Genomic DNA, 18,994 nt, shown 5'->3' with positions numbered 1-18,994 from the left:
TTAGGCCTGGCTTCTTTATGGCGCCAGTGGCGCCCGCGTCATCCGGCGATCTGCCTGAGATAGTAGCGCACCGCCTTCTTGCCGCCATGGATCACGGCGTCGCCGACCTCGGCAAAGCCGAGCGCGGCGTGGAAGGCGTCGGAAGCCGGGTTGGGGGGCTCGGCATTGACCTCGCAGGTGACGATGCTGTGGCCTGCGCGGGCGACTTCCACGAACAGATCCTCATAAAGCCTGCGGGCATGGCCGCGGCCGCGCGCCTCCCCGGCTACGACGACGCGGTCGACATAGACGAAGCGTGGATAGCGCTCGCGAAACCAGAGGACGTTCGGGCTGTCGTAGCGTGCATCCTGGTCGAAGGTCATGATGAAGGCTTCGAGCGCGCCGATGCGCCTGGTGTAAAACGCTTCGCGGAGCAGGAAGGACAGCCGTTCAGGTTCGAGCCATGACAGCTCGGCCGCATGCTCATTGTTGAGCGCGAGGATGGCAGCTTCTTCCGCTGCCGAGACGCGGCAGATCGGCGCGGGCACGGTCATCAAGCCCTGGCCGCCGCGATGGTCGCCGCAACCAGCGCGGCGTCGGTTACCGTGGTGCGATATTCGCGGTCGAGATCGGTGCCGCCCATGCCGACTTGCGGATTGCGATAGGCCATTGCGCTCGGCACGTCCTTGAGCGTGGCGAAATGCATTTCTGTCAGCCCGGTTTTCGCAAGCACCTCGACGATGTTGTCGGGATCGAGCCCGCCGCAGCCGAGGATGATGATGCGGCTGCCGGCCTGGCGGACGAGGTCCGCCAAAAGGCCGGCGCCTTCAAGCGCGGTATCGCGCTGACCGCTGGTCAGCACGCGACCGACCTTGCAGCGGATCAGCGCTTCCAGCGCCTCGGCCGGGTCGCGGGTCATGTCGAAGGCGCGGTGGCAGGTAACGTTGAGCGGACCCGCCGCCTCGACCAGGGCGCCCATGCGGGTTTCGTCGATGGTGCCGTCGGCATTGAGGCAGCCGACGACGACACCGGCGACGCCGAGATCGCGCAGCGCTGCGACATCGGCGAGCATCGAGCGGTATTCGGCCTCGCTGTAGAGGAAGTCGCCACCGCGCGGCCGCACGATGACATGGAAAGGGATGGTCGCGCTCTCAAGCGCTGCGCGCACCGTGCCAAGGCTCGGCGTGATGCCGCCTTCGACCAGGCTGGCGCAGAGTTCGACCCGGTCGGCGCCGGCGGCTTGCGCGGCCAGCAGTCCGTCTATGCCTTCGACGCAGATTTCGATCAGGGGGCGAGCATTACCGGCCAAGAGACGATCCTTCATTAATGCAGACGGCCAGCCCTAGCATCGGCTCGATTGCCGGGGAAGCGGAACAACCAATCGCTGCTTGGGCCAGCCGGGAAGCCGGCCTAGATCCGTCGCGGGAGGCCTATTGTTTCTGCAGAATGGTGTTCTTGACGCCTTGCTCGACCTGGTCGATGACCAGCAGCTTGACCGGGCCGTCACCGATATTGGTCGCCTGGTGCCACTGGCCGATCATCTCGACGATGAAATCGCCTGTCTTGTAGGTGTTGGCGTTGCCGGTCTCGACATTCGTCACCTTGAGCGTTCCGGCCTCGACATAGGCGTAACGGGCAAACGGGTGCTTGTGCACCGGCAAGGTGGCGCCGACCGCGATGTTGTAGGTCGAAACCAGCACCTGGACATTTTTCTGCGGCAGCACGATCGGCTGGCCGGAAGCCGTCTGGGTGCGATCGGCAAGCGGCGTCACGACTACCGGGGTTCCGCTGCTGTCCAGTGCCAGGGCGGCGTTTACGGATAATGCGACCGCGAACAGCAGCGTCGATGCCAGAATCTTTCGCATGGTTCCTCCAAGTTTTTGCCGCCACATCCGTGGCAGGCATCCGCGCAAGGTGCGCCAAAGTTCTACCTATCGTCGGTTACCGGTCGATGGGAGACATAACGTCATCCACCCGCGCCATCGTCCATCATTTTATTCGTGAGTTTCTCATAGATGTTGCTGCATGTCTGAGACTGCGGGCAGTGTTTTACGACAAGCCCCGGGGCGACAGTCAGTGCGACGGCGAGCAGCATTTGCAGGAAGAGAGAAGGCCCGAACCGTTTGCCGAACAAGGCCCGGCAAGCGAAGTAGAGGCTCTGCGCCAGGCATGCCCAGACAAGGACATGCAACGGCGTGCTGGTCGCTCTCGCATAGGGCGTTGCGTATCCGTCGGGAAAGCCGACCATCCCAAGATCGACGAGCCATTGCAAAGCCAGCAGGCAGGACAGACACGCCCATAGAACGAGCGTTGCGCGGATGCCCAGGGTTTTGCTGCGATCAACGCTCATATGCAATCGAAGCACAACTGGGCGCTGCCTTCCAGAGCGGCTGCTGCGTGCCTTGGAGTGGTGCCTATTTCAGGGTGCGCAGCGTGATGGAATAGCGGTGCCCGGTGACGGGCGGAATGCTGTGTTCCCATTCGCGGCGCGCCGGACCGTCTATGAGATAGACGGACCTCGGCTCGACCTCGATCGTCTCACGGTCCCATTTCACGCTGGCTTTACGGCGCAGCCGAAAGCTGCACGGCGCCAGCAGCGACACGCCGGCGACAAGTTCGAAGTGCGGCTTGTCGCGATGCCATCCTATGCCCGCTCCCGGGCGGTATTCATTGATCAGTACTTGCGCGAAATCTGGGGCTGCGCGACCAGCAAAGTCCGCTACCTTGTCGCGAAGCGGTAGCAGGAATTCTGGGATGGGCGGCGCTTCAACGACCTCGCGCCGATCGTAGTCGTAGCGCAGGCCAAAGCCGGCCACCTGCCGGGTGGCAAGATGGCCATGGAAGTCAAAGGGCTTGAACGACAGTCCCTTGAGGTGACCGACCAGCGCGGTCTCTTCGTCTGGAGTGATCAGGTCCGGCCGATAGGAGAACCCTTCCGGCAGGGTGGACGCCATGCCGAAGAGATCGCCCTGGCAGGCGTGGGCTTCAGTGCTCGATTTCATCGGTGACATCTGACGCAGATAGGAAGGCTCAGCGAGCAGGCAAGATTTTGGCGCAGCCGGAGGCCTGTCCGTCCGACGGAACCTCCGGATTGCTGCGGCATTAAGAACTGGCGAAGCGGGATTTTGAGGCGAAGCAGGATTTTTGACATGCCGTCCACAGCCATCCGCAACACGCATTACGACCCGGCGACGAAGGTGCTTTCGGTCTGGTTCGTCCCGAGCGGGAACCGCTACGACTATGAGGAGGTCGAGCCCGAGACCTATGCGGCGTTCAGGGCCGCCTTCTCGAAAGGGCAATTCTTCAACGAGTTCATACGTGATCGCTACCGGTTTCGCCTGGTTGAGGACGGGCGCCGGCGAGCGGCTGGATCCTGAGCAACGCATCAGGCCCCGAAGGTGCGTTCACGCGGGAAAACCGGCCTTTCTCAAGCCTGACGTGAAAAGCTCGAGGGCGACTTGGTCGGCGAACGGGAGACCTGACATCATCCGGAGAGTCAGGCCGTGTTTCCTCGTCAGTGCTTCAGCGACCTCAGCGCGGGCCTTCTGCGTCTCGCCCAAATGTGCGTGCGCCGCTGCGAGGAAGGCATGAATGAAGAATTGGTCGCCGGCCTTCTGATACGAACCGACGGCTTCCGAATACCTTCCAAGCAGGAAGAGCGAGCTGCCCTTCACCTCCCAGAACCATATCGGAGGTAATGGGTCGCGCAGGAGCGCAGTTTCGAGCACGTTCAGCGCCGTCTCGGCCTGTCCGCCGTAGTTGAGCCAGCTTGCGTAGTCCCCCGCTATGTTCACGTCCAGCGGGTTCAACGAGCGCGCCTGCTCCAAATGCACTCCGGCATCGCTGTGCCGGCGCATGTGCGTAAGCACCAGCCCCATGCTCTGGTGACAAACACCGTCGCTCCTGTCGAGAGCGAGCGCCGTCCGCGCCGATTCCCAGGCCTTCTGCAGCGTCCGCGGATCGTTGTCGTACCAAAATCGGCTAACAAGGGCCTGCGCAAGGAAGGCGTGGCCTTGGGCGAACGTCGAATCGAGCTCGACACACCGAACGAACAGAGGCTCGGCCTTGTCATTTTCGTACCGGTAGAAGTGCGCGCGCCCCTGCAGGTAGTAGTCGTATGCATCCCACTCGGCCGGAGGCTTGCGTCTGGTCCGGCTCGCCGAATCGGCCCCCGCTTGGCCTTCGACCATCGAGGCGATGAGAGCCGCAACCTCGTCTTGCAATGCGAAGATGTCGTCGAGGGCCCGATCGTAGCGTTGAGCCCACAGGTGGGTGCCGGTGGCGGCATCGATCAACTGTGTGGTGATCCGAATGCGATCACCGAGCTTTCGCACGCTGCCTTCGACGAGGTAGCGAACTCCGAGTTCGCGATGGACGTCGGCAATGTCCAATGCCGGATGACGAAACTGAAACGATGAATTGCGCGCGATGACAAGGAGGGAGCGGAACCTGGCCAGCTCGGTAATAATGTCCTCGGTTATGCCGTCGCTGAGATACTGCCGGTCCTGATCGCCGCTCAAATTGGCAAAAGGCAGCACCGCAATCGACGGCTTGCCGGACGGGGGTATCGGTCTGCGGGATGCGCTCGCCACCGGCTCGACAGTCCCGGTGAAGCGGTAGCCGATACGAGGCACCGTGGCGATCCACTCGCCGCCATTGTCAGCCGGCCCGAGTGCCTTTCTTAGTGTCGCGATCTGGACGGTAAGGTTGCCTTCCTCAACGGCGGTGCCAGGCCAGGCAGCGTCCATCAACTCGGCCTTGGTCAGGATCTCACCGGGCCGTGCCGTAAGCGCAGCAAGCAGCGTCAGCCCACGATGCCCAACAGCGATCGGGATCTGCTCTTTACGGAGCGTCCCGATATCGGGATCGAGTACAAACGGACCAAAAGCGAGGCGAGTCCCCTGCATGTGGGCATATTAGACGTTTTGGACGTTTCGGAACAGCTTCGGCACCGCTTAAGTGCCGGCGTCACTTTCGAGGCTTATGCCCTGAACGCCACGCCAGATATTCAGCTGAAGTAGCGAAGTCGCCGCCGGTCCCCCCGGGAGGCTGCTCCTCGGGGGCGGCTGCGCAAGCGACCGAACTGCCATACTTGCGCGATTGCTAAAATAATAAATAATGGTCAGAAGGGTGTGGGAAGCCGTTGGGGAACGTCGGAAAGGGGTTGGGGCAATGTATTTTCCGCAGTTTGTGGTAGGAATGCTGGCGACGTCGGTGGTCGTTGCAGTTTGGGCCTATCTCGACACGGGGTCCATGGGGAAGGGCGTAATCTGGGGCGTCATCGCCGCTTTTGTGCTGCAGGCGGGGTATTTCGCGCTTGTGTTTGGGCTTGTCTACGGGCGGCGGGACACCAAACAGGAAGCGAAGGGCACCATTCCGGACGCCGCCAAACAGGTCGAGCGCGAAGCTTCGCCGTCGTTGCGGACAAAACGTGGTTGACGTCAAGTCAACTAGGCGCAATCATTTCGGATTGTGTAAGGTGAGGGGCGTTTCAATGAAACTCGTTGTCTTTGGCGTAGCAATAGTATTGGCCGCCACCGGAGCGGCTGTTGCGAAAGAGAAGAAAAAGGTGGCCACCGCTCAGGCTGCAACGTCGTGTTCCGCAGCTCATATGAAGGCTGGCAGCAAGCCGACCACGAAACGGGATTGCAAATTGACCAGCACCGTGGTTGCGCGACCCTCAAATGGGGGCGCAAACTTCCTGGATCATTACAGTCCGCGCTTAGGGTATGACACCAGTCCGTGGTTTCAGACTGGCTATAATTGACGGCGGCTTCGGCTTCCGGGCTCTTCCAGGCGCGAACGTCCGCTGGCATAGGCGGATGCTTGTTCGTTCATATTCGATGCATTGGCCAGAAAGTCAGCCAAGTCATTGAAACAGGCTGCGCTTGGAGATAGCCAACTGCGCCTACCACCTCTCTCCACTTAAAATCCTGACAGATCCAAGGCCGACATGATCAAGAGGTGCTTGCGCATGTCATGCAAGCTGATCGGTGGGGTCAACGCTTCTGCAGCAGCTTCCTCTCGCTCAGGCTTTTCATATTAGCAATGATTAAAATACGAGAATGTCCATGGCAGGGTTGTTAGCAAACTCCTGCTATTGTGCGGCCTGGTGTCAGGTGGATGAAATTGTGCTGGTGATGCGCGGGGCTGGATGGATCAAGGGTCTGAGGGAAGCTGAGGCTCGCAACCTGCGGAGCGAGATCAGTCGGCTCGAAATAGACTTGATCGCCGCTGCCAATTCTCAGGGTAAATCCAGGCTGCATGACGTCGCGCACGCACTGCGATTCCAGAAGGCGCGCCTGGAACGTCTGGAGGATTGCCTCGCCTCAATGACGTCGAATGTCCGGTCAGCGGCTTCCGCAACGCCGACTCGTGAAGTCTGCCGATAAGCGAACGAGTCCCCCAGCCTCACGGTGGCGGGCTTTTCGCGTGGCGCTACGCTAACGGACATTCTTTTTGTCATTCGCCGCCGCAAGTTGCCGCGCTTGGTCAAAAACGCCACCGGAAAGCGACGTGGTTGGTTGCTAAGCAGCTTCTTGGAAACCACTTGTCGTAACCGTTGATTCAACCATTGCTAGTATACAGAGGCGTGGAAGCGGCTCCGACACTGCGCTTGGGTTGGGGGTTGCCGGAGCCGCCTGCGCAGTCCGGTTGGGGTTTGACCGCGCCGTCCTATTTTGGGACAGCGCGGTCAACGATTCGTTAAAATTTTCCAGAACTAATAAAGTGCGTGCTAATGGACTCCCGATCTTGCGAGTTTGAGCATGCTCCGGTCCGAAATGGGCACTGTCCCTTTTCAGCACTGAAATACTGGCACCGCTCTTGCTGCATACCACTTTTGCCGGCTGATCCCCGGTCCTGATCGCGTACTCTGGTCAGGTTGTAGGCTCGCCGGGCTTGGGGCGGTTGGGGTCTTCGCCCGGCGAGTTTCTACCAAGCCAAGCGAGGGTGGAGACGCGGGGAACGTTTCAGGCCTTACCGACTAGCCGCGTTTTCCGCTTTGGCGCAACATAGCTCTCGACCAAGCGAACGTGCTCGGCATCGACGGTCACGAGCGGCCGAAGGCTGATCGTCACCTTATCGCCGTCAACGCGCGTGACCTAGCCAGTGAGCTCCATATGCTGGCCGATCACGGCCTTCGAAGTCGAATCGACGACCGAATGTGGGAAGGCGTAGGAGGGGATGGTCACGCTGATGCGATCGGGCGTCACCCGCCCGCGCACAATGGCAGTGACAGCGACCTCATCGCCTACTTTGATATTACCCCGAGCCATGCCCAAGACTCTGGAGCGGCCGGCGCTGGCGTCAAGATGAGCGGGAGCTAATATGACCCGCGCGCTTTCTCTTCGATGAGCACGCGCGGCACTGACTTTCTGTATAAATGGATCTCGGACAATGTGCCGCAAGACGGCCGGGGCCGAAATGTCCCGCCTTCTGTAGGGGTGGAACCGCAACGCCTATCGCGGGTTGTGTATGCAGCGGTCGATTTCCCCTTAGCGAATGTAGCCGCTCCCATCGAGAACGCTGCTCGTCCCTCGAATTCTGCCGCCAGGCAAGAAGGCCGATTGGTAGCGATCGACACTAGCAAAAGATTAGAACGGGAGAACAGAATGACAAAGTTCGCGCTGTACGTTCCGCTTGAAGCCAAGCCCGGCAAGGAGAAGGAGGTCGCGGACTTCCTGAAGTCGGCGGTTCCTTTGGTGGAAGCCGAACCCGGAACCATCACATGGTATGCGATTCAGGAAGGACCTTCGTCTTTCGCAATATTCGATACCTTCGACGACGAGGGGGGACGTGACGCGCATCTCAACGGGAAGGTTGCCGCCGGATTGATGGAGAAGATCAAGGCAGGCGACATGTTTGCTAAGACACCGGAAATCCAGAAATTGGGTGTCATCGCCGACAAATCGGCGAAGTAAAGATCTTTGCCAAGATCAACTTGAGGCACTTATCGGAAAAGCGGCCCGGCACTTGGGGCGGGTAGGCCAGTAAGCACCGGGCCTAACCGGCAGGGGCATCAAGATGGTGGCGCCGGCTGATGGGATATATACGTGCTCACTAATATAGTCGGAACACCACCAAATGAACGAACGACGCAACCAAAGGGTGAGCCCGCCGCGCTGGCGCCGCCCTGATGGCAACGTGGTGTTGATAAAGCGTCGGTGAATCTTGCGTGGATCGGTCCGTCCACCTTGGCAAGATGGCCGGCGCCGTGGGTGGGGTTTATGGTGGGCAGCGCCGGCCAATACGGGGTTGGGGACCCGCGAAAATCAAGCTATCTGAGTCGTTGGCGGCGCGAATGGGGGTAATCACGTAAGCTGTCCCTAATGCGCCGGATGCCCGGGAAGAACTGCCGCTATGGTGAATAGTGGGTTACTATCCACAGGGCGCTCAGTCATGCGGGAGGCGACGACGAGCGCGAAGCCGACCATGGCGACTATGACGGCCCGTGCCTCATATCTGGAGGGCAAGGGCTCTGAAAATCTATCAGCGTGTTAGTCTTGGCCGCTGTCATCACGGTGGCGGGCTTTTCGATTCGAAAGGCAAGCAATCTGGTCCACCGTACATATACCGCACATAACCGAAAAATCGCCGGTTTTGCAGCTTCGCCACGTGCTTGAAAAGATTGGCTCCCCGGGCCGGATTCGAACCAGCGACCAACCGGTTAACAGCCGCATTCGGGATAGGTAAACAGAGCACATTACCGGTTGTTCGGAGCCGACGCATGCCTTGTATTTGTTGGCAGTTCGCTTTCCCTATTGCACATTAGTGCACACTAGGGCAACATAAGCAGCAGTCGAGCCCTGTTGCCCCGACGTTGCCCCGGAGAGCCGAATGCCCCGCGAAAACCTTACCGACAACCGCCTCAAGGCTTTAAAGCCTGCGCCGACCGGTCAGCGCTATGTGATCATGGATGCCCAGGTCCCGAACATGGGTGTCCGCGTCACTGACAAGGCGCCGGCGAACGGCTCCAAACTCAAGGCCGGGCAGGTGAGCTTTATCTACGTCGCCCGCTTCGGCGGTGCTGCGCAGCCTGCCCGCCGTGCACTCGGTGAATACGACGTCATGTCACTCGACGCTGCCCGGACGAAGGCAAGGGAATGGGCGGCCTTGATCGACCGGGGGATTGATCCCAAGGTGCTGGCCGAGGAAGAGCGCGAAGCTGCGGCGCGCGCCGCATTGGAAAGTCGCGACCGCTCTTTTGAAACCATCCTGGACCGCTTCATCAAAGCACGGCGCCGGGACGGTATTCGAAAGGCTGACGAGGATGAGCGCGACCTAAACCGCGAATGTCTGCCGAAATGGAAGGGCAGGGACGTGGCCACGCTAACGAATGCCGACATCATGGCCGTGGTTGAGCCAATCTATGAGCGCGGTGCGCAGCGGCAGGCGCTCAACATCGCGCAGAAGATCGGAACGTTCTTCGGCTGGTGTGTTGACGACGACCTGATCCCCGCCTCGCCCTTCCGCGCAAAGAAAGTGCGCACCACGATAGGCGAGAAGGCATCAAGGGACCGCGTACTCAACGACGCTGAGATCGCGGCGCTGTGGAGGGCAACGGCTGCTGGCGACGTGTACAGCGCCGTCTATCGCCTGCTCCTTCTGACCGGTCAGCGCCTCAATGACATCGCGCAAGGGTCATGGTCTGAAATCGACGTTGACCGCAAGACGCTGACCGTGCCGGCGGCTCGCTTCAAATCCGGCCGGGACCACGTTGTCCCGCTGACCGATGAAGCACTCGCCATCATTGAAAAGCTGCCGCGGTTCAAGAAATGCAACTGGCTTTGCTCGCTCGACGGCGCCGGACCGGTGACGATCGGGCATAAGGTAAAGCTTCGGATCGACGCTGCGATGCTCGAGGCGCTCAAGAAGGACGACCCTGAGGCGACACTGCCGGCCTGGGTCAACCACGACATCCGCCGAACGGTTCGCACCCGATTGTCCGAGCTCGACGTCATGGACGAGGTGGCCGAGGCCGTCATCGGGCATGTGCCTACAGCGCTTGTCAGGACCTACAATCAATCCGACCGCCTCAAGGTCAAACGGGACGCCCTGACGCGCTGGGAGGGCGCCCTGCTAGGGCTGACTGGACGGGCAACGGCGACAAACGTGTTTGCAATGCCGGCGAGGGCCTAACCGGTGAAAGCAAACGGTAAGCCCTATCGAGATAAGTTGAGGCAACCGATTGTCCTGCCCGATCACTGGGCATTTAAGCGGAAAACCTTTGGCGAACACGCTCTCCAATATGTCGGGCCGGCAGAACAGAGACACGACGAGGCCGTTCGAGCCGCCGGCGAGCGAGAGCGAATCCCTCAACTATTTGACCATTTCTCGATATCATCAACGCAGCCTGACGCATGGCGGCTTTTGGCTCTTGCACTAGCTAGGGTGCACGTCCCCGGCTTTGCCGCAATTCGTTCGCCTGGGGCGCCCGTGACACGCGACGCTCAGGTAAAATATCTGCTCTACAAGCTGGCACGCCGGAAGCGGAACACGCTGGCCGCGAGAGGAACTACGATCACGCAACGTCAGATCTGCGAGGCCTTATCGCACGATAGGGACTTTAAGCAGCAGGTCCCCGATCTGGCCGGCGTGTCTTCAAAAAGTTTGGCAAATATTCTCTCGGAGGCCCACAAACTCCGACGTGCGAGCATAATGCACCGATGGGACCGCAGGGCGACGATGCGCAGACTAGCTGCCTTGTCGGATGATGAGTTGATGTCCGCGACATTTGGCCTGTTCGGTGACGCGCCCTATTGGCCCGGTCATGTAAAGCCGGCTTTTAAAAAACCGTCCCGTTAAGGGTAGGTCCCAACTCTTATTGGGATGGGCAGCGATCCAAATTCCTAGGCGTGAATAGACACCTAGGAGGCTATCTAAGCCATGCCGCTTATCCCCCTCGCAGAACTGCCCAAGAAGGGCATCACCTACTCCCGCAATTACATCGATAAATTGATCAAAGAGGACCGCTTTCCTCGACCGGTCTTTTTGTCCCCACGGCGCCGCGCGTTTGTCGAAAGCGAGATTGACGCCTGGGTTAAGGCCCGCGTCGACCAGCGTGAGGTGGCGTAATGACCACGGATCACGAACACAGCGAAGCCGTGGCCCATGCCGGCGAATGGCTTTCCCAGACCAGCCGCGAACGCATTGGGCGGCCGATCATCCCCACACTGCGGGAGAAGTTCGGACTTTCCCCCCAGGAGGCTGTCGATGCTGTCCGCGAGGCCAATCTGCGGAGGGCTCGTGCGCTATGAGGCATCCATATAAGGGAAACGCCGCCCCGATGGCTGTCGGGAACGGCGTTGAAGAAGACCGGCGATTTTCCGAAGGCCAGTTGACCACAGTATATGGCGGTGCCGGGGTTTCTGCAACGGCTCTTGCCGCCGCAGTCATCGCTCGCCGGCACCGCCTCACTCCGCCGATCGCTCGTCTTGTGGTCGAACTTGTCGGCATGGGAGGGGTGTCATGAGCAAGTACCCCTCACAAGCCAAATGGCGCGAGCAGCATCCGAAAAAGGTTTGGGCGCAGCAGTGTCTCCGCTCGGCCGTCAGGCGCGGTCTCGTCATCCAGGAGGCGTGCAAGGTGTGCGGCTCGCCTGACAGCGAAGGCCATCACGCTGACTATGGCCGGCCGATGGATGTCGACTGGCTTTGCCGCAACCACCACAAGGCCGAGCATCGGCGGCTGAAATGCGAGGCCGCGTCATGAGCGGGCGCGAGTGGTCGAAAGTCTCTCCAGCCCTGTGGCGCTCTCCGCGCTTCCTGGGGTTGGAGGGAAGCGACGAACGGCTGCTGCTGGTCTACTTCATGACCGGCGATCATATGAACTCGTCGGGCTGCTACAGGCTGCCCGACGGCTACGCGATAGCTGATCTCGGCTGGACAATGGAGCGATACCGAAAGGCACGCGGCCTGCTCGTCGCCGCCGGCCTCATCAGCTTCGACCAATCGACCGAGGAGGTGTTTGTAGACCGATGGTTCAAACACAACCCTCCAACCAATGTGAAGCACGCCAAGGGCGCCAGACGCCTCATCAACAGGATCGACAGCGATGAACTACGCAAAAAGGCCGAGGCCGAATTCTGTGAAACCGATTGGGGCGGGCAGAGCGAAACCACCGTCAACAGCGAGATCAGCAATCACTCAAGGCTGGCCAGTTCAGCGATTGCCCTGCGCGCGGCACGATAGCCTATCGATAGCCTATGCATACCCTATCGATACAGAGAGACCGAGACCGAGAGAAGACCTGAGACCGAGACGGAGACCAGACTGAGACTGAAACTTAAACCGAAAGAAGACTTTGAGACCTCCGCAAGGAAATGAAAAAACAGCAACATTGTTAAAACGGCTGGTCAGTTTCAGAGGAAAGCACAGCCGGAGGAAATTGCTCAAGGCACACGCTCGGAGCACGATAATTTTCTGCACCTCTCAAATGCCTTCGATGCCTTGAAAAAAGAGCGCACATTAGAGCAAACCGGCTACAAACCGGTTGTTCACTTGGCCTGAAAGCCTTGCAATTCCGCTGTTTTCCAAGCATTCTTACGCCTCTGCTTCGATTTGGGGCAACATACGGGCAACGGAACTTCGATGGCAGAACGCGCGGGCGTCGTCCCCACCAAGTCACGGCAACGAAGCAAGCTCGGCAACGGGACTGCGCTGCTGCCGGACATTGACGGCCGCTCCGCGATAGCGCGTCGAATCCGCGAACTGCTGGCAGAGTTCACCAGCGACATGGGCCAAGACCCTTCCGCGCCCAAACTCGTCATTGCCAAGCGCGCCGCCGTCCTCTCGGCCTGGTGCGAAAGCGCCGAAGCAAAGATGGCGAAGGCCGACGACACGCTGGAGGCATTGGACATCGGCACATACACGACCGCCATCAACACGCTGCGCCGTCTGCTGACCGATATCGGCCTTGAGCGGAAGATGAAGGACGTTACCCCCTCACTGCGCGACCAGATGCAGCGAGGTGCGGCGTGACCTCACCATCCCCGATCGATTTCTTCGCGCGCCTCAACTGGATCGACGGCCGGCCGCTCATGGACACCATCGAGCCTTACAGGCGCGAGTTCATGATGCGGGCGCTCTACACCCTCCGCGACGACGGATCGCCGCTGTACAACCTTGTGCTGTCGGGCAGGGCCAAGAAAAACAACAAGACCACCGACCTGGTGCTGGCAAGCTTCTACCGCCTGCTGATCTGGGACAGCTCACACGGCAATGACGTAAACATCCTCGCCAACGACGAGGACCAGGCCGGCGACGACCTCAAGCTTGCCAAGAAGCTGATAGACGCCAACCCGCTGACGCTCGGCCGCGAGGTCAACGCGCTCACCAAGGGCATCAGGCGCCGGGACAACCGCGGCGAGATTCGCATCCTGCCCGCCCGTGACGCACTCGGCGCGCACGGCAAGACAGCATCGCTGAACGCCTATGACGAGATCCACGGTTATCGCAACTGGGACATCTTCGAAGCCCTTGCACCGGACCCGACGCGCGCCGATGCGCTGCAGTGGATCACCAGCTACGACACGATCTATTCCAGCCCTGGAGTGCCGCTCTACGACCTGAAGCAGCTTGGCAAGGCCGGCGCCGATCCCCGCATGTTCTTCTCGTGGTATTCGGGCGACGTCTGCACCGATGCCGACTTTGCGGACCTGCCGCAGGAGGAACGCGCCAACCCGTCGATGCTGTCATGGCCGGACGGCCCTGCCTACCTCGAACAGCAGAAGCGCCGACTGCCGACCCACAAGTACCGCCGCCTGCACCTGAACCTGCCTGGCGCGCCCAATGGGGCGTTTCTGGATGGCGACATGGTGATGCGCGCCATTGTGCCGACCATGCGCATCATCCCGCCGGAGCGTGGTGTCAAATATCGCGCCTTTGTCGACATGAGCGGCGGCAGTTCCGACGATGCCACGCTTGCAATCGGCCACAGGGACGCGCGCGGCCGGCGAATCCTCGATCTTCTTGTCTCACAGGACGGCGCGCCACCCTTCAACCCGCAGAAGGCAGTCGAGAAGTTTGCCCGCCAGATGAAGGTCTACGGCATCCGCAAAGTCACCGGCGATGCCTATGCCGGCGAAACATTCAAATTCGCCTTTCAGGCAGAGGAGATCACCCTCAAAACCTCGGAGTTGAGCCGCACTGAAATCTATGAGGCCTTCGAACCGCTGTTGAACGCGGGAGATGTCGAGTTGCTGGATGTCGGCAAGCTTCAGGAACAGCTTCTGACCCTCGTTGTGCGCGGCGCGCAGATCGACCACCAGCCCGGCGACCATGACGACTGGGCAAACGCCGCCGCCGGCGTGCTCACACTCGATTTTGACAGCGCCGACCTTGACGACGGTTGGCCAATCAAGGCGCCGCTAGGCCACACCGGCAAGCACCATGACCCTCTAGGAGATTTCAGATGAGCACTATCGGCGATGCATTCGGCCCAGACGGTCGCGAACGTGGCAATCCTTTCAAACGCGGCGAGGACGGCAAGATTCCGAACCTGACCCGGGTCTACGAACTGTGCCGGGAGAACCCACGCCGCGCGATCGAACTGTGCAAGGCAGCGGGCGAAGACTTGAACAAGTGGTTCCCGAACAATCCGCAGTGAAGGAAATAGCCATGAGCGGACAGACCAATTCAGCCCCGGCCAACGCGGCGAAGCTGCGCAAGGACCAGAAAAAGCGCCTGGCAGCAGCGAAGGCCAAGCAGGCGCAATCGATCGCAGCCCACACACGCAAAGGAACCCGACATGACACCTTCACAGCAGCCCGGCATTGATGCCATCCGCGCCGGCGGCCACGCTCTCGACGCCTACACCAGGCAACTCGCGGAAGCGCGGACCGCTGGCGATTTTGCCGCCGTCATTGCCGCGCTCGACACCGCGATGAACGACGTCATGGCCCGCAAGGCGGATCTGGCGAAAGCAGAGGACAAAGCCATCTTCGGCGATGGTGATCTGGCCGCAGTGCGTGCCTCCATTGCCGAATGCGACAGCAACATAGCGCTGATCGAAAAGGCCATCGAAGGCGCCGAGAAGCGCCGTATCGCTGCTGCGAAAGCCGAGGCCCTTACGGAACTGGAGGCGGTCGCCGCCGATGCCAAGGCCAAAGGGGAAGCCCTTGGGAAGCATTATCGCCGCGTCTATGAACTGGTCGAGGAGCTTCGCGGCGAACTGTTCAGGGTCGATGCGCTGGCGAACTCCATCAATGGCGCCAACGCAACCTTGGAAGCAAATGGTCGACAGACCATCAACCTGTCCGCAGTGCGACGTCTGTCGATGGCTGGCCCGCGCGCTTCCATGCCTGCACGTCTCAGCCCCTGGGGCGTGAAGGCTGACAAGGCTTTGCTGCAGTTCCTTTCCAGCGGTGGAATCATCGATCGCCGCGCTACGGCTGCGCCGCCGGTGGATGCCGTCGAGAGCAACAGCCGCTTTCACAGCCAGATGCTGAACCGAGAGGGTAGCGCCTGATGTCGTTCGTTGCTGCTTACGAGTTCCAGCACCGCGACGAAACACTTGGCTCGCTTGTCGTGACCGGGAGCATCGTCCAGGTCGATCCGCTTTCGGAGCTTCGGCCGCTGGATGTGGTGGCCGTGGTCCGCGAATCTGGCGCGGAGTGCAAGATCTATCTCGGCGATCGTCAGACGCCCGAGGGTGAAACCCTTTGCATTCTGGCCCAGACAAACCCGCCGCTAATCTTGCCGGTCAAGGCAACAGAAATCAGGGCAATGCATCGCTGCCCGGAACTCGGCATCGCCGGCGCCACCGAGGCCGAAATCGAGCCTCTGTTGCCGTTTGTGGCCGACAGCGACCTCAGGCCTGCCATCAACCCGACCTGGCACCCTTGGGCGGAGAGCTAGCACGATGCCGTTTTTTGATGAGCGCAGGCCGATTGGAGACCTGACCAACATTCCGGTCGAGGAGCCACCTCCTGAACCGGCATTCGGGGAGACCTGGAAGGCAGCATTCCGGACGGTCAACGTCACGACGGCTTTCGCGGAAGCAAGCGGCCGACCAGATCCGGGCGCCGTCGATGACCCGAGCTTCAACGCCATCGATTACGTCAAGGATGACCCGCACTACGCGCCGTATGTCGAGAGCTTCGCAGGCGTGATGAACAAGCGCGCCGCTGACTCGATCAAGATCCAGATCGACCAGGAGAACGCCGACAGACGGACCATTGCTGCTTCAGGATGGAAGGGCACGATTGCGCAGATGGCAGCGGGAGTTTTTGACCTTCCCACGCTGCTTTCCTTCGGCGGCGGCGCGGTGATCGGTGGCGGCACAAGGCTCGCTCTCGCGGGACGGATGGCTGCCGGCGCTGCTGCCGGCGCCGGTATTCAGGCAGGCGCTACGGAAATAGGGCTCCAGGCCACACATTACACAAGGACGCGAGAGGAAAGCCTTGCGAGCATCGGCGGGTCCATCCTGCTTGGCGGAGCGCTCGGAGCCCTGGCAGGGCGCTATCTTGGCGCAGCGGAGAGCCGTGCGCTGTCTACGAAGCTTGAGGGGCAGGGCGCAGCCTGGGCAGCGGCGGACAAGGAATTCGCGAACCTTGGCAACAGGTCGACCGTCGGCGCCGCCGCAGCTGACGTCGGCCCTCTCGTGCTGAAGGATGAGGGGTTCATTTCAAAGATACCATTCGTCAACAAGCAAGATCCCCTGATCCGGCTCCAGCTCAGCGAATTTGACGACGCGCGGCAGGCTGTTCGAAAGTTGGCAGAGACCCCGCTCGAGTATGTGGAAAACGCTGCCGGCGTCGCCACCGAACGTGGTGGATCGGTCGAGACGCGGATCAAGATGTGGAATGCTCCGCTCGCCCGGGCGCTTCGCGAGATCGACACCGCGTATGCCCGATATTTCCACAACACTCCTGAGCCGACCACCTTCCAAAGGTTTCTGGCTCCTGGCCTGTCCGAATTCGACAGGGTACGCGGATCGACAGGCCGTCTGACCTACCAGGATTTCAAGCGGGAGGTCGGCAAGGCTGCCTTTTCGGGTGAGGAACACGCGATCCCGCAAGTTGCGGAGGCTGCCCGCATCTACCGCAAGCTTGACGACGCGATGAAGCAAGCCGCTGTGGATGCACGGCTGCTGCCTGAGGACGTGGCAGTCCAAGGCGACGTCAGCCATCTCTTCCGGCTCTATGACAAGCAGCGGATCATCGCCAAGCGCGACGAGTTCACGACCATCCTCAATGACTATTTTCTGAGCCGACGCGACCATGCAGCGAAAGCAACAACTGCAAGTGAGCTGGCGGCAAAGCCGAAGAAGCTTGACCCGCAGTTCGAGGAACTCGGCCGGATGTCCGATGCCGAGGTGAAGGGCCTGGTAAACGATACCGTCGACCGCATTCTCGGCAACGCAGACACACGCATCCCCTATGACATCGTCGCTGGCCCGCGTGGCCCGCTCAAGGAACGTCTGCTCAAGATTCCCAGCAAGCAGATCGAAGGTTTTCTGAACACCGACATCGAGGATGTCCTCAGGGCGCAAACCCGGACGATGTCAGCGGATGTCGAGATCGCCCGGAAATTTGGTGACGTAAATCTTTCTGAGGAAATCAGGAAGATCAACGATGCCGCGAACGGCAAGATAGCGCTCGCCACCACCGAGAAGGCCCGCATTGCAATCGATGACGCGAGGAAGGCCGCAATACGCGACCTCTCCGGCATCAGGGACCGTCTTCGCGGCACCTATGCGCTCCCGGCCGATCCCAACTCCCTCGTCCTCAGGGCGGGCCGTGTGGCTCGCAACGTCAATTACCTCCGTCTCCTTGGCGGAATGACTGTCTCGGCCATCCCTGACCTTGCCAAAACCGTTTTCTCCCATGGCCTCGCCAGCACCTTCAGCGATGGTTTCCTGCCCATGGTGCGAAACATGCGAGGTTTTCGCCTCGCAGCTCAGGAAGTGAAGGACGCAGGCACCGCTCTCGATATGGTGCTCGACAGCAGGGTGATGGCGCTCTCGGATATAACCGATGTCTACGGCCGCCATACTGCTTTCGAGCGGGGCTTGCATGCTCTGACAAACCGGTTTGGCCTGGTGTCCCTCATGGCGCCCTGGAACGCGACCCTGAAGCAGTTTTCCGGCCTGGTTACGATGACGAACATCCTGCGAGCCTCCCAGCGCCTGGCGGCCGGGACCGGCACGGCAAAGGACATCCGGGCACTGGCCGCATCCGGCATAGATTCCGATCTTGCCGGCCGCATTGCGAGAGAGTTCGCAGAGCATGGCGAAGAGCAGGGCGGGATACTCCTCGCGAAAGCCGGCGACTGGGCAGACCCCGTGGCGCGCGAAGCGTTCAGGGCGGCAGTCGTGCGGGAGGTCGACAAGATCATCGTGACGCCTGGGCAGGACAAACCTTTGTGGATGTCGACCGAGCTCGGGAAGACCATCGGCCAGTTCAAGTCCTTTTCGATCTCCTCCATGCAGAAAACCATGCTGGCCGGGCTACAGCAGCGCGACGCGGCGACACTGAACGGTGCGCTGCTCTCCCTTGGCCTCGGCGCCATGACCTACTGGGCGAGGAAAACAGCAGCAAACCAACCGACGTCAGAAGATCCGAGAGTGTGGGCCGCTGAAGCGCTCGACTGGTCAGGCCTCACCGGCTGGCTCATGGATGCGAACGGGGTGCTGGAGAAGGCCACCAGAGGCCACGTTGGAATCTCTGCGCTCACCGGCAAGCAGATATCGCGCTATGCCACCAGAAACACCGCTGGCGCCCTCCTGGGGCCCACACTGGACGCTGCCTCAGACATCTTCCAAGGCACCGGCGCCATCGCCGCCGGCGACTTCAGCCGTAGCGACCTGCACACGATGCGGCAGCTCGTCCCGCTGCAAAATCTCTTCTACCTCAGAACCCTGTTCGACCGCGTGGAAAAAGCCACCGGGTCAGCCCTCGATCTTCCTGACAAGAGGAAAAACTGACATGCCGATCTCAATCGGTTGTCATGCCAACCCGCACCTTTGGCAAGTGCGCCCAGGAACGTCGGATGACGTCCCGTCCCTTAGATGG

The 18,994-nt window shown here is 60.7% G+C and carries 23 protein-coding genes; 16 read left to right on the top strand and 7 right to left on the bottom strand.

The annotated features are described in order from the left end of the window. Window positions 1-38: 38 nt before the first annotated feature. From ACWGTO_RS07695 to ACWGTO_RS07675, 5 genes are all read right to left on the bottom strand, one after another. Complete coding sequence (locus tag ACWGTO_RS07695) at window positions 39-533, bottom strand: GNAT family N-acetyltransferase (protein WP_454574266.1); 495 nt, start codon at window positions 531-533, stop codon at window positions 39-41. Further along, entirely contained in the window at window positions 533-1,288 is a 756-nt protein-coding gene (locus ACWGTO_RS07690; RefSeq protein ID WP_454574265.1) for a copper homeostasis protein CutC, read from the bottom strand. Before ACWGTO_RS07690 ends, ACWGTO_RS07695 begins: the two co-directional genes overlap by 1 nt. A gap of 121 nt (window positions 1,289-1,409) precedes the next feature. Next, entirely contained in the window at window positions 1,410-1,844 is a 435-nt protein-coding gene (locus tag ACWGTO_RS07685; RefSeq protein WP_454574264.1) for a cupin domain-containing protein, read from the bottom strand. Window positions 1,845-1,945: 101 nt separating this feature from the next. Continuing rightward, window positions 1,946-2,329 (bottom strand): hypothetical protein, encoded by a 384-nt coding sequence (locus ACWGTO_RS07680; protein WP_454574263.1) that lies wholly within the window; start codon window positions 2,327-2,329, stop codon window positions 1,946-1,948. A gap of 64 nt (window positions 2,330-2,393) precedes the next feature. After that, complete coding sequence (locus ACWGTO_RS07675) at window positions 2,394-2,990, bottom strand: alpha-ketoglutarate-dependent dioxygenase AlkB (RefSeq protein WP_454574262.1); 597 nt, start codon at window positions 2,988-2,990, stop codon at window positions 2,394-2,396. A gap of 138 nt (window positions 2,991-3,128) precedes the next feature. On the opposite strand from ACWGTO_RS07675, the gene ACWGTO_RS07670 reads away from it, so the two are divergent. Next, entirely contained in the window at window positions 3,129-3,356 is a 228-nt protein-coding gene (locus ACWGTO_RS07670) for a KTSC domain-containing protein (RefSeq protein WP_454574261.1), read from the top strand. Window positions 3,357-3,383: 27 nt separating this feature from the next. On the opposite strand, the gene ACWGTO_RS07665 is transcribed toward ACWGTO_RS07670, so the two are convergent. After that, the gene (locus ACWGTO_RS07665; protein WP_454574260.1) at window positions 3,384-4,886 is read right to left on the bottom strand and encodes a winged helix-turn-helix domain-containing tetratricopeptide repeat protein; all 1,503 of its coding nucleotides are present in this window, start codon (window positions 4,884-4,886) and stop codon (window positions 3,384-3,386) included. A 265-nt stretch (window positions 4,887-5,151) separates the two neighbouring features. On the opposite strand from ACWGTO_RS07665, the gene ACWGTO_RS07660 reads away from it, so the two are divergent. Beyond that, a complete protein-coding gene (locus tag ACWGTO_RS07660) occupies window positions 5,152-5,418 on the top strand; it encodes a hypothetical protein (RefSeq protein WP_454574259.1) in 267 nt (88 codons plus the stop codon). A gap of 55 nt (window positions 5,419-5,473) precedes the next feature. After that, window positions 5,474-5,746 carry a hypothetical protein gene (locus ACWGTO_RS07655; RefSeq protein WP_454574258.1) on the top strand — a complete coding sequence of 91 codons (273 nt, stop codon included), beginning with the start codon at window positions 5,474-5,476 and terminating at the stop codon, window positions 5,744-5,746. 1,336 nt (window positions 5,747-7,082) lie between these two features. Here the strand turns inward: ACWGTO_RS07655 and ACWGTO_RS07650 are convergent. Further along, window positions 7,083-7,256: a hypothetical protein gene (locus tag ACWGTO_RS07650; RefSeq protein WP_454574257.1), complete on the bottom strand. Its 174-nt coding sequence runs from the start codon at window positions 7,254-7,256 to the stop codon at window positions 7,083-7,085. A gap of 336 nt (window positions 7,257-7,592) precedes the next feature. Between ACWGTO_RS07650 and ACWGTO_RS07645 the strand changes: the two genes are divergently transcribed. The 13 genes from ACWGTO_RS07645 to ACWGTO_RS07585 all read left to right on the top strand — a co-directional run bounded on the left by ACWGTO_RS07645 (window position 7,593) and on the right by ACWGTO_RS07585 (window position 18,906). Continuing rightward, the gene (locus ACWGTO_RS07645) at window positions 7,593-7,901 is read left to right on the top strand and encodes a putative quinol monooxygenase (protein ID WP_454574256.1); all 309 of its coding nucleotides are present in this window, start codon (window positions 7,593-7,595) and stop codon (window positions 7,899-7,901) included. Between the two features lie 916 nt (window positions 7,902-8,817). Next, window positions 8,818-10,119 (top strand): tyrosine-type recombinase/integrase, encoded by a 1,302-nt coding sequence (locus ACWGTO_RS07640; RefSeq protein ID WP_454574255.1) that lies wholly within the window; start codon window positions 8,818-8,820, stop codon window positions 10,117-10,119. A gap of 747 nt (window positions 10,120-10,866) precedes the next feature. After that, window positions 10,867-11,055, top strand: coding sequence for a helix-turn-helix transcriptional regulator (locus ACWGTO_RS07635; protein WP_454574254.1), 189 nt, complete (start codon window positions 10,867-10,869; stop codon window positions 11,053-11,055). Beyond that, window positions 11,055-11,237 (top strand): hypothetical protein, encoded by a 183-nt coding sequence (locus tag ACWGTO_RS07630; RefSeq protein ID WP_454574253.1) that lies wholly within the window; start codon window positions 11,055-11,057, stop codon window positions 11,235-11,237. The genes ACWGTO_RS07635 and ACWGTO_RS07630 overlap by 1 nt, the downstream gene beginning before the upstream one ends. Window positions 11,238-11,448: 211 nt before the next feature. Then, on the top strand, window positions 11,449-11,691 hold the full coding sequence (locus tag ACWGTO_RS07625) for a hypothetical protein (RefSeq protein WP_454574252.1): 243 nt from the start codon (window positions 11,449-11,451) through the stop codon (window positions 11,689-11,691). Then, complete coding sequence (locus tag ACWGTO_RS07620; RefSeq protein ID WP_454574251.1) at window positions 11,688-12,170, top strand: hypothetical protein; 483 nt, start codon at window positions 11,688-11,690, stop codon at window positions 12,168-12,170. Before ACWGTO_RS07625 ends, ACWGTO_RS07620 begins: the two co-directional genes overlap by 4 nt. A gap of 399 nt (window positions 12,171-12,569) precedes the next feature. After that, window positions 12,570-12,959: a hypothetical protein gene (locus ACWGTO_RS07615; RefSeq protein ID WP_454574250.1), complete on the top strand. Its 390-nt coding sequence runs from the start codon at window positions 12,570-12,572 to the stop codon at window positions 12,957-12,959. Further along, window positions 12,956-14,395 carry a hypothetical protein gene (locus ACWGTO_RS07610; protein WP_454574249.1) on the top strand — a complete coding sequence of 480 codons (1,440 nt, stop codon included), beginning with the start codon at window positions 12,956-12,958 and terminating at the stop codon, window positions 14,393-14,395. Before ACWGTO_RS07615 ends, ACWGTO_RS07610 begins: the two co-directional genes overlap by 4 nt. Next, window positions 14,392-14,586 (top strand): hypothetical protein, encoded by a 195-nt coding sequence (locus tag ACWGTO_RS07605; protein WP_454574248.1) that lies wholly within the window; start codon window positions 14,392-14,394, stop codon window positions 14,584-14,586. The genes ACWGTO_RS07610 and ACWGTO_RS07605 overlap by 4 nt, the downstream gene beginning before the upstream one ends. Window positions 14,587-14,597: 11 nt before the next feature. Beyond that, window positions 14,598-14,756 carry a hypothetical protein gene (locus tag ACWGTO_RS07600; protein WP_454574247.1) on the top strand — a complete coding sequence of 53 codons (159 nt, stop codon included), beginning with the start codon at window positions 14,598-14,600 and terminating at the stop codon, window positions 14,754-14,756. A 106-nt stretch (window positions 14,757-14,862) separates the two neighbouring features. Next, on the top strand, window positions 14,863-15,447 hold the full coding sequence (locus ACWGTO_RS07595; RefSeq protein ID WP_454574246.1) for a hypothetical protein: 585 nt from the start codon (window positions 14,863-14,865) through the stop codon (window positions 15,445-15,447). Beyond that, the gene (locus ACWGTO_RS07590; protein WP_454574245.1) at window positions 15,447-15,836 is read left to right on the top strand and encodes a hypothetical protein; all 390 of its coding nucleotides are present in this window, start codon (window positions 15,447-15,449) and stop codon (window positions 15,834-15,836) included. The genes ACWGTO_RS07595 and ACWGTO_RS07590 overlap by 1 nt, the downstream gene beginning before the upstream one ends. A gap of 4 nt (window positions 15,837-15,840) precedes the next feature. After that, window positions 15,841-18,906: a hypothetical protein gene (locus ACWGTO_RS07585; protein WP_454574244.1), complete on the top strand. Its 3,066-nt coding sequence runs from the start codon at window positions 15,841-15,843 to the stop codon at window positions 18,904-18,906. Window positions 18,907-18,994: the final 88 nt, after the last annotated feature.

This window comes from Mesorhizobium sp. PL10 (genome assembly GCF_053714315.1).
The sequence above is the reverse complement of the archived record's forward strand: the minus strand, read 5'-3'. Positions and strand labels throughout refer to the sequence as shown.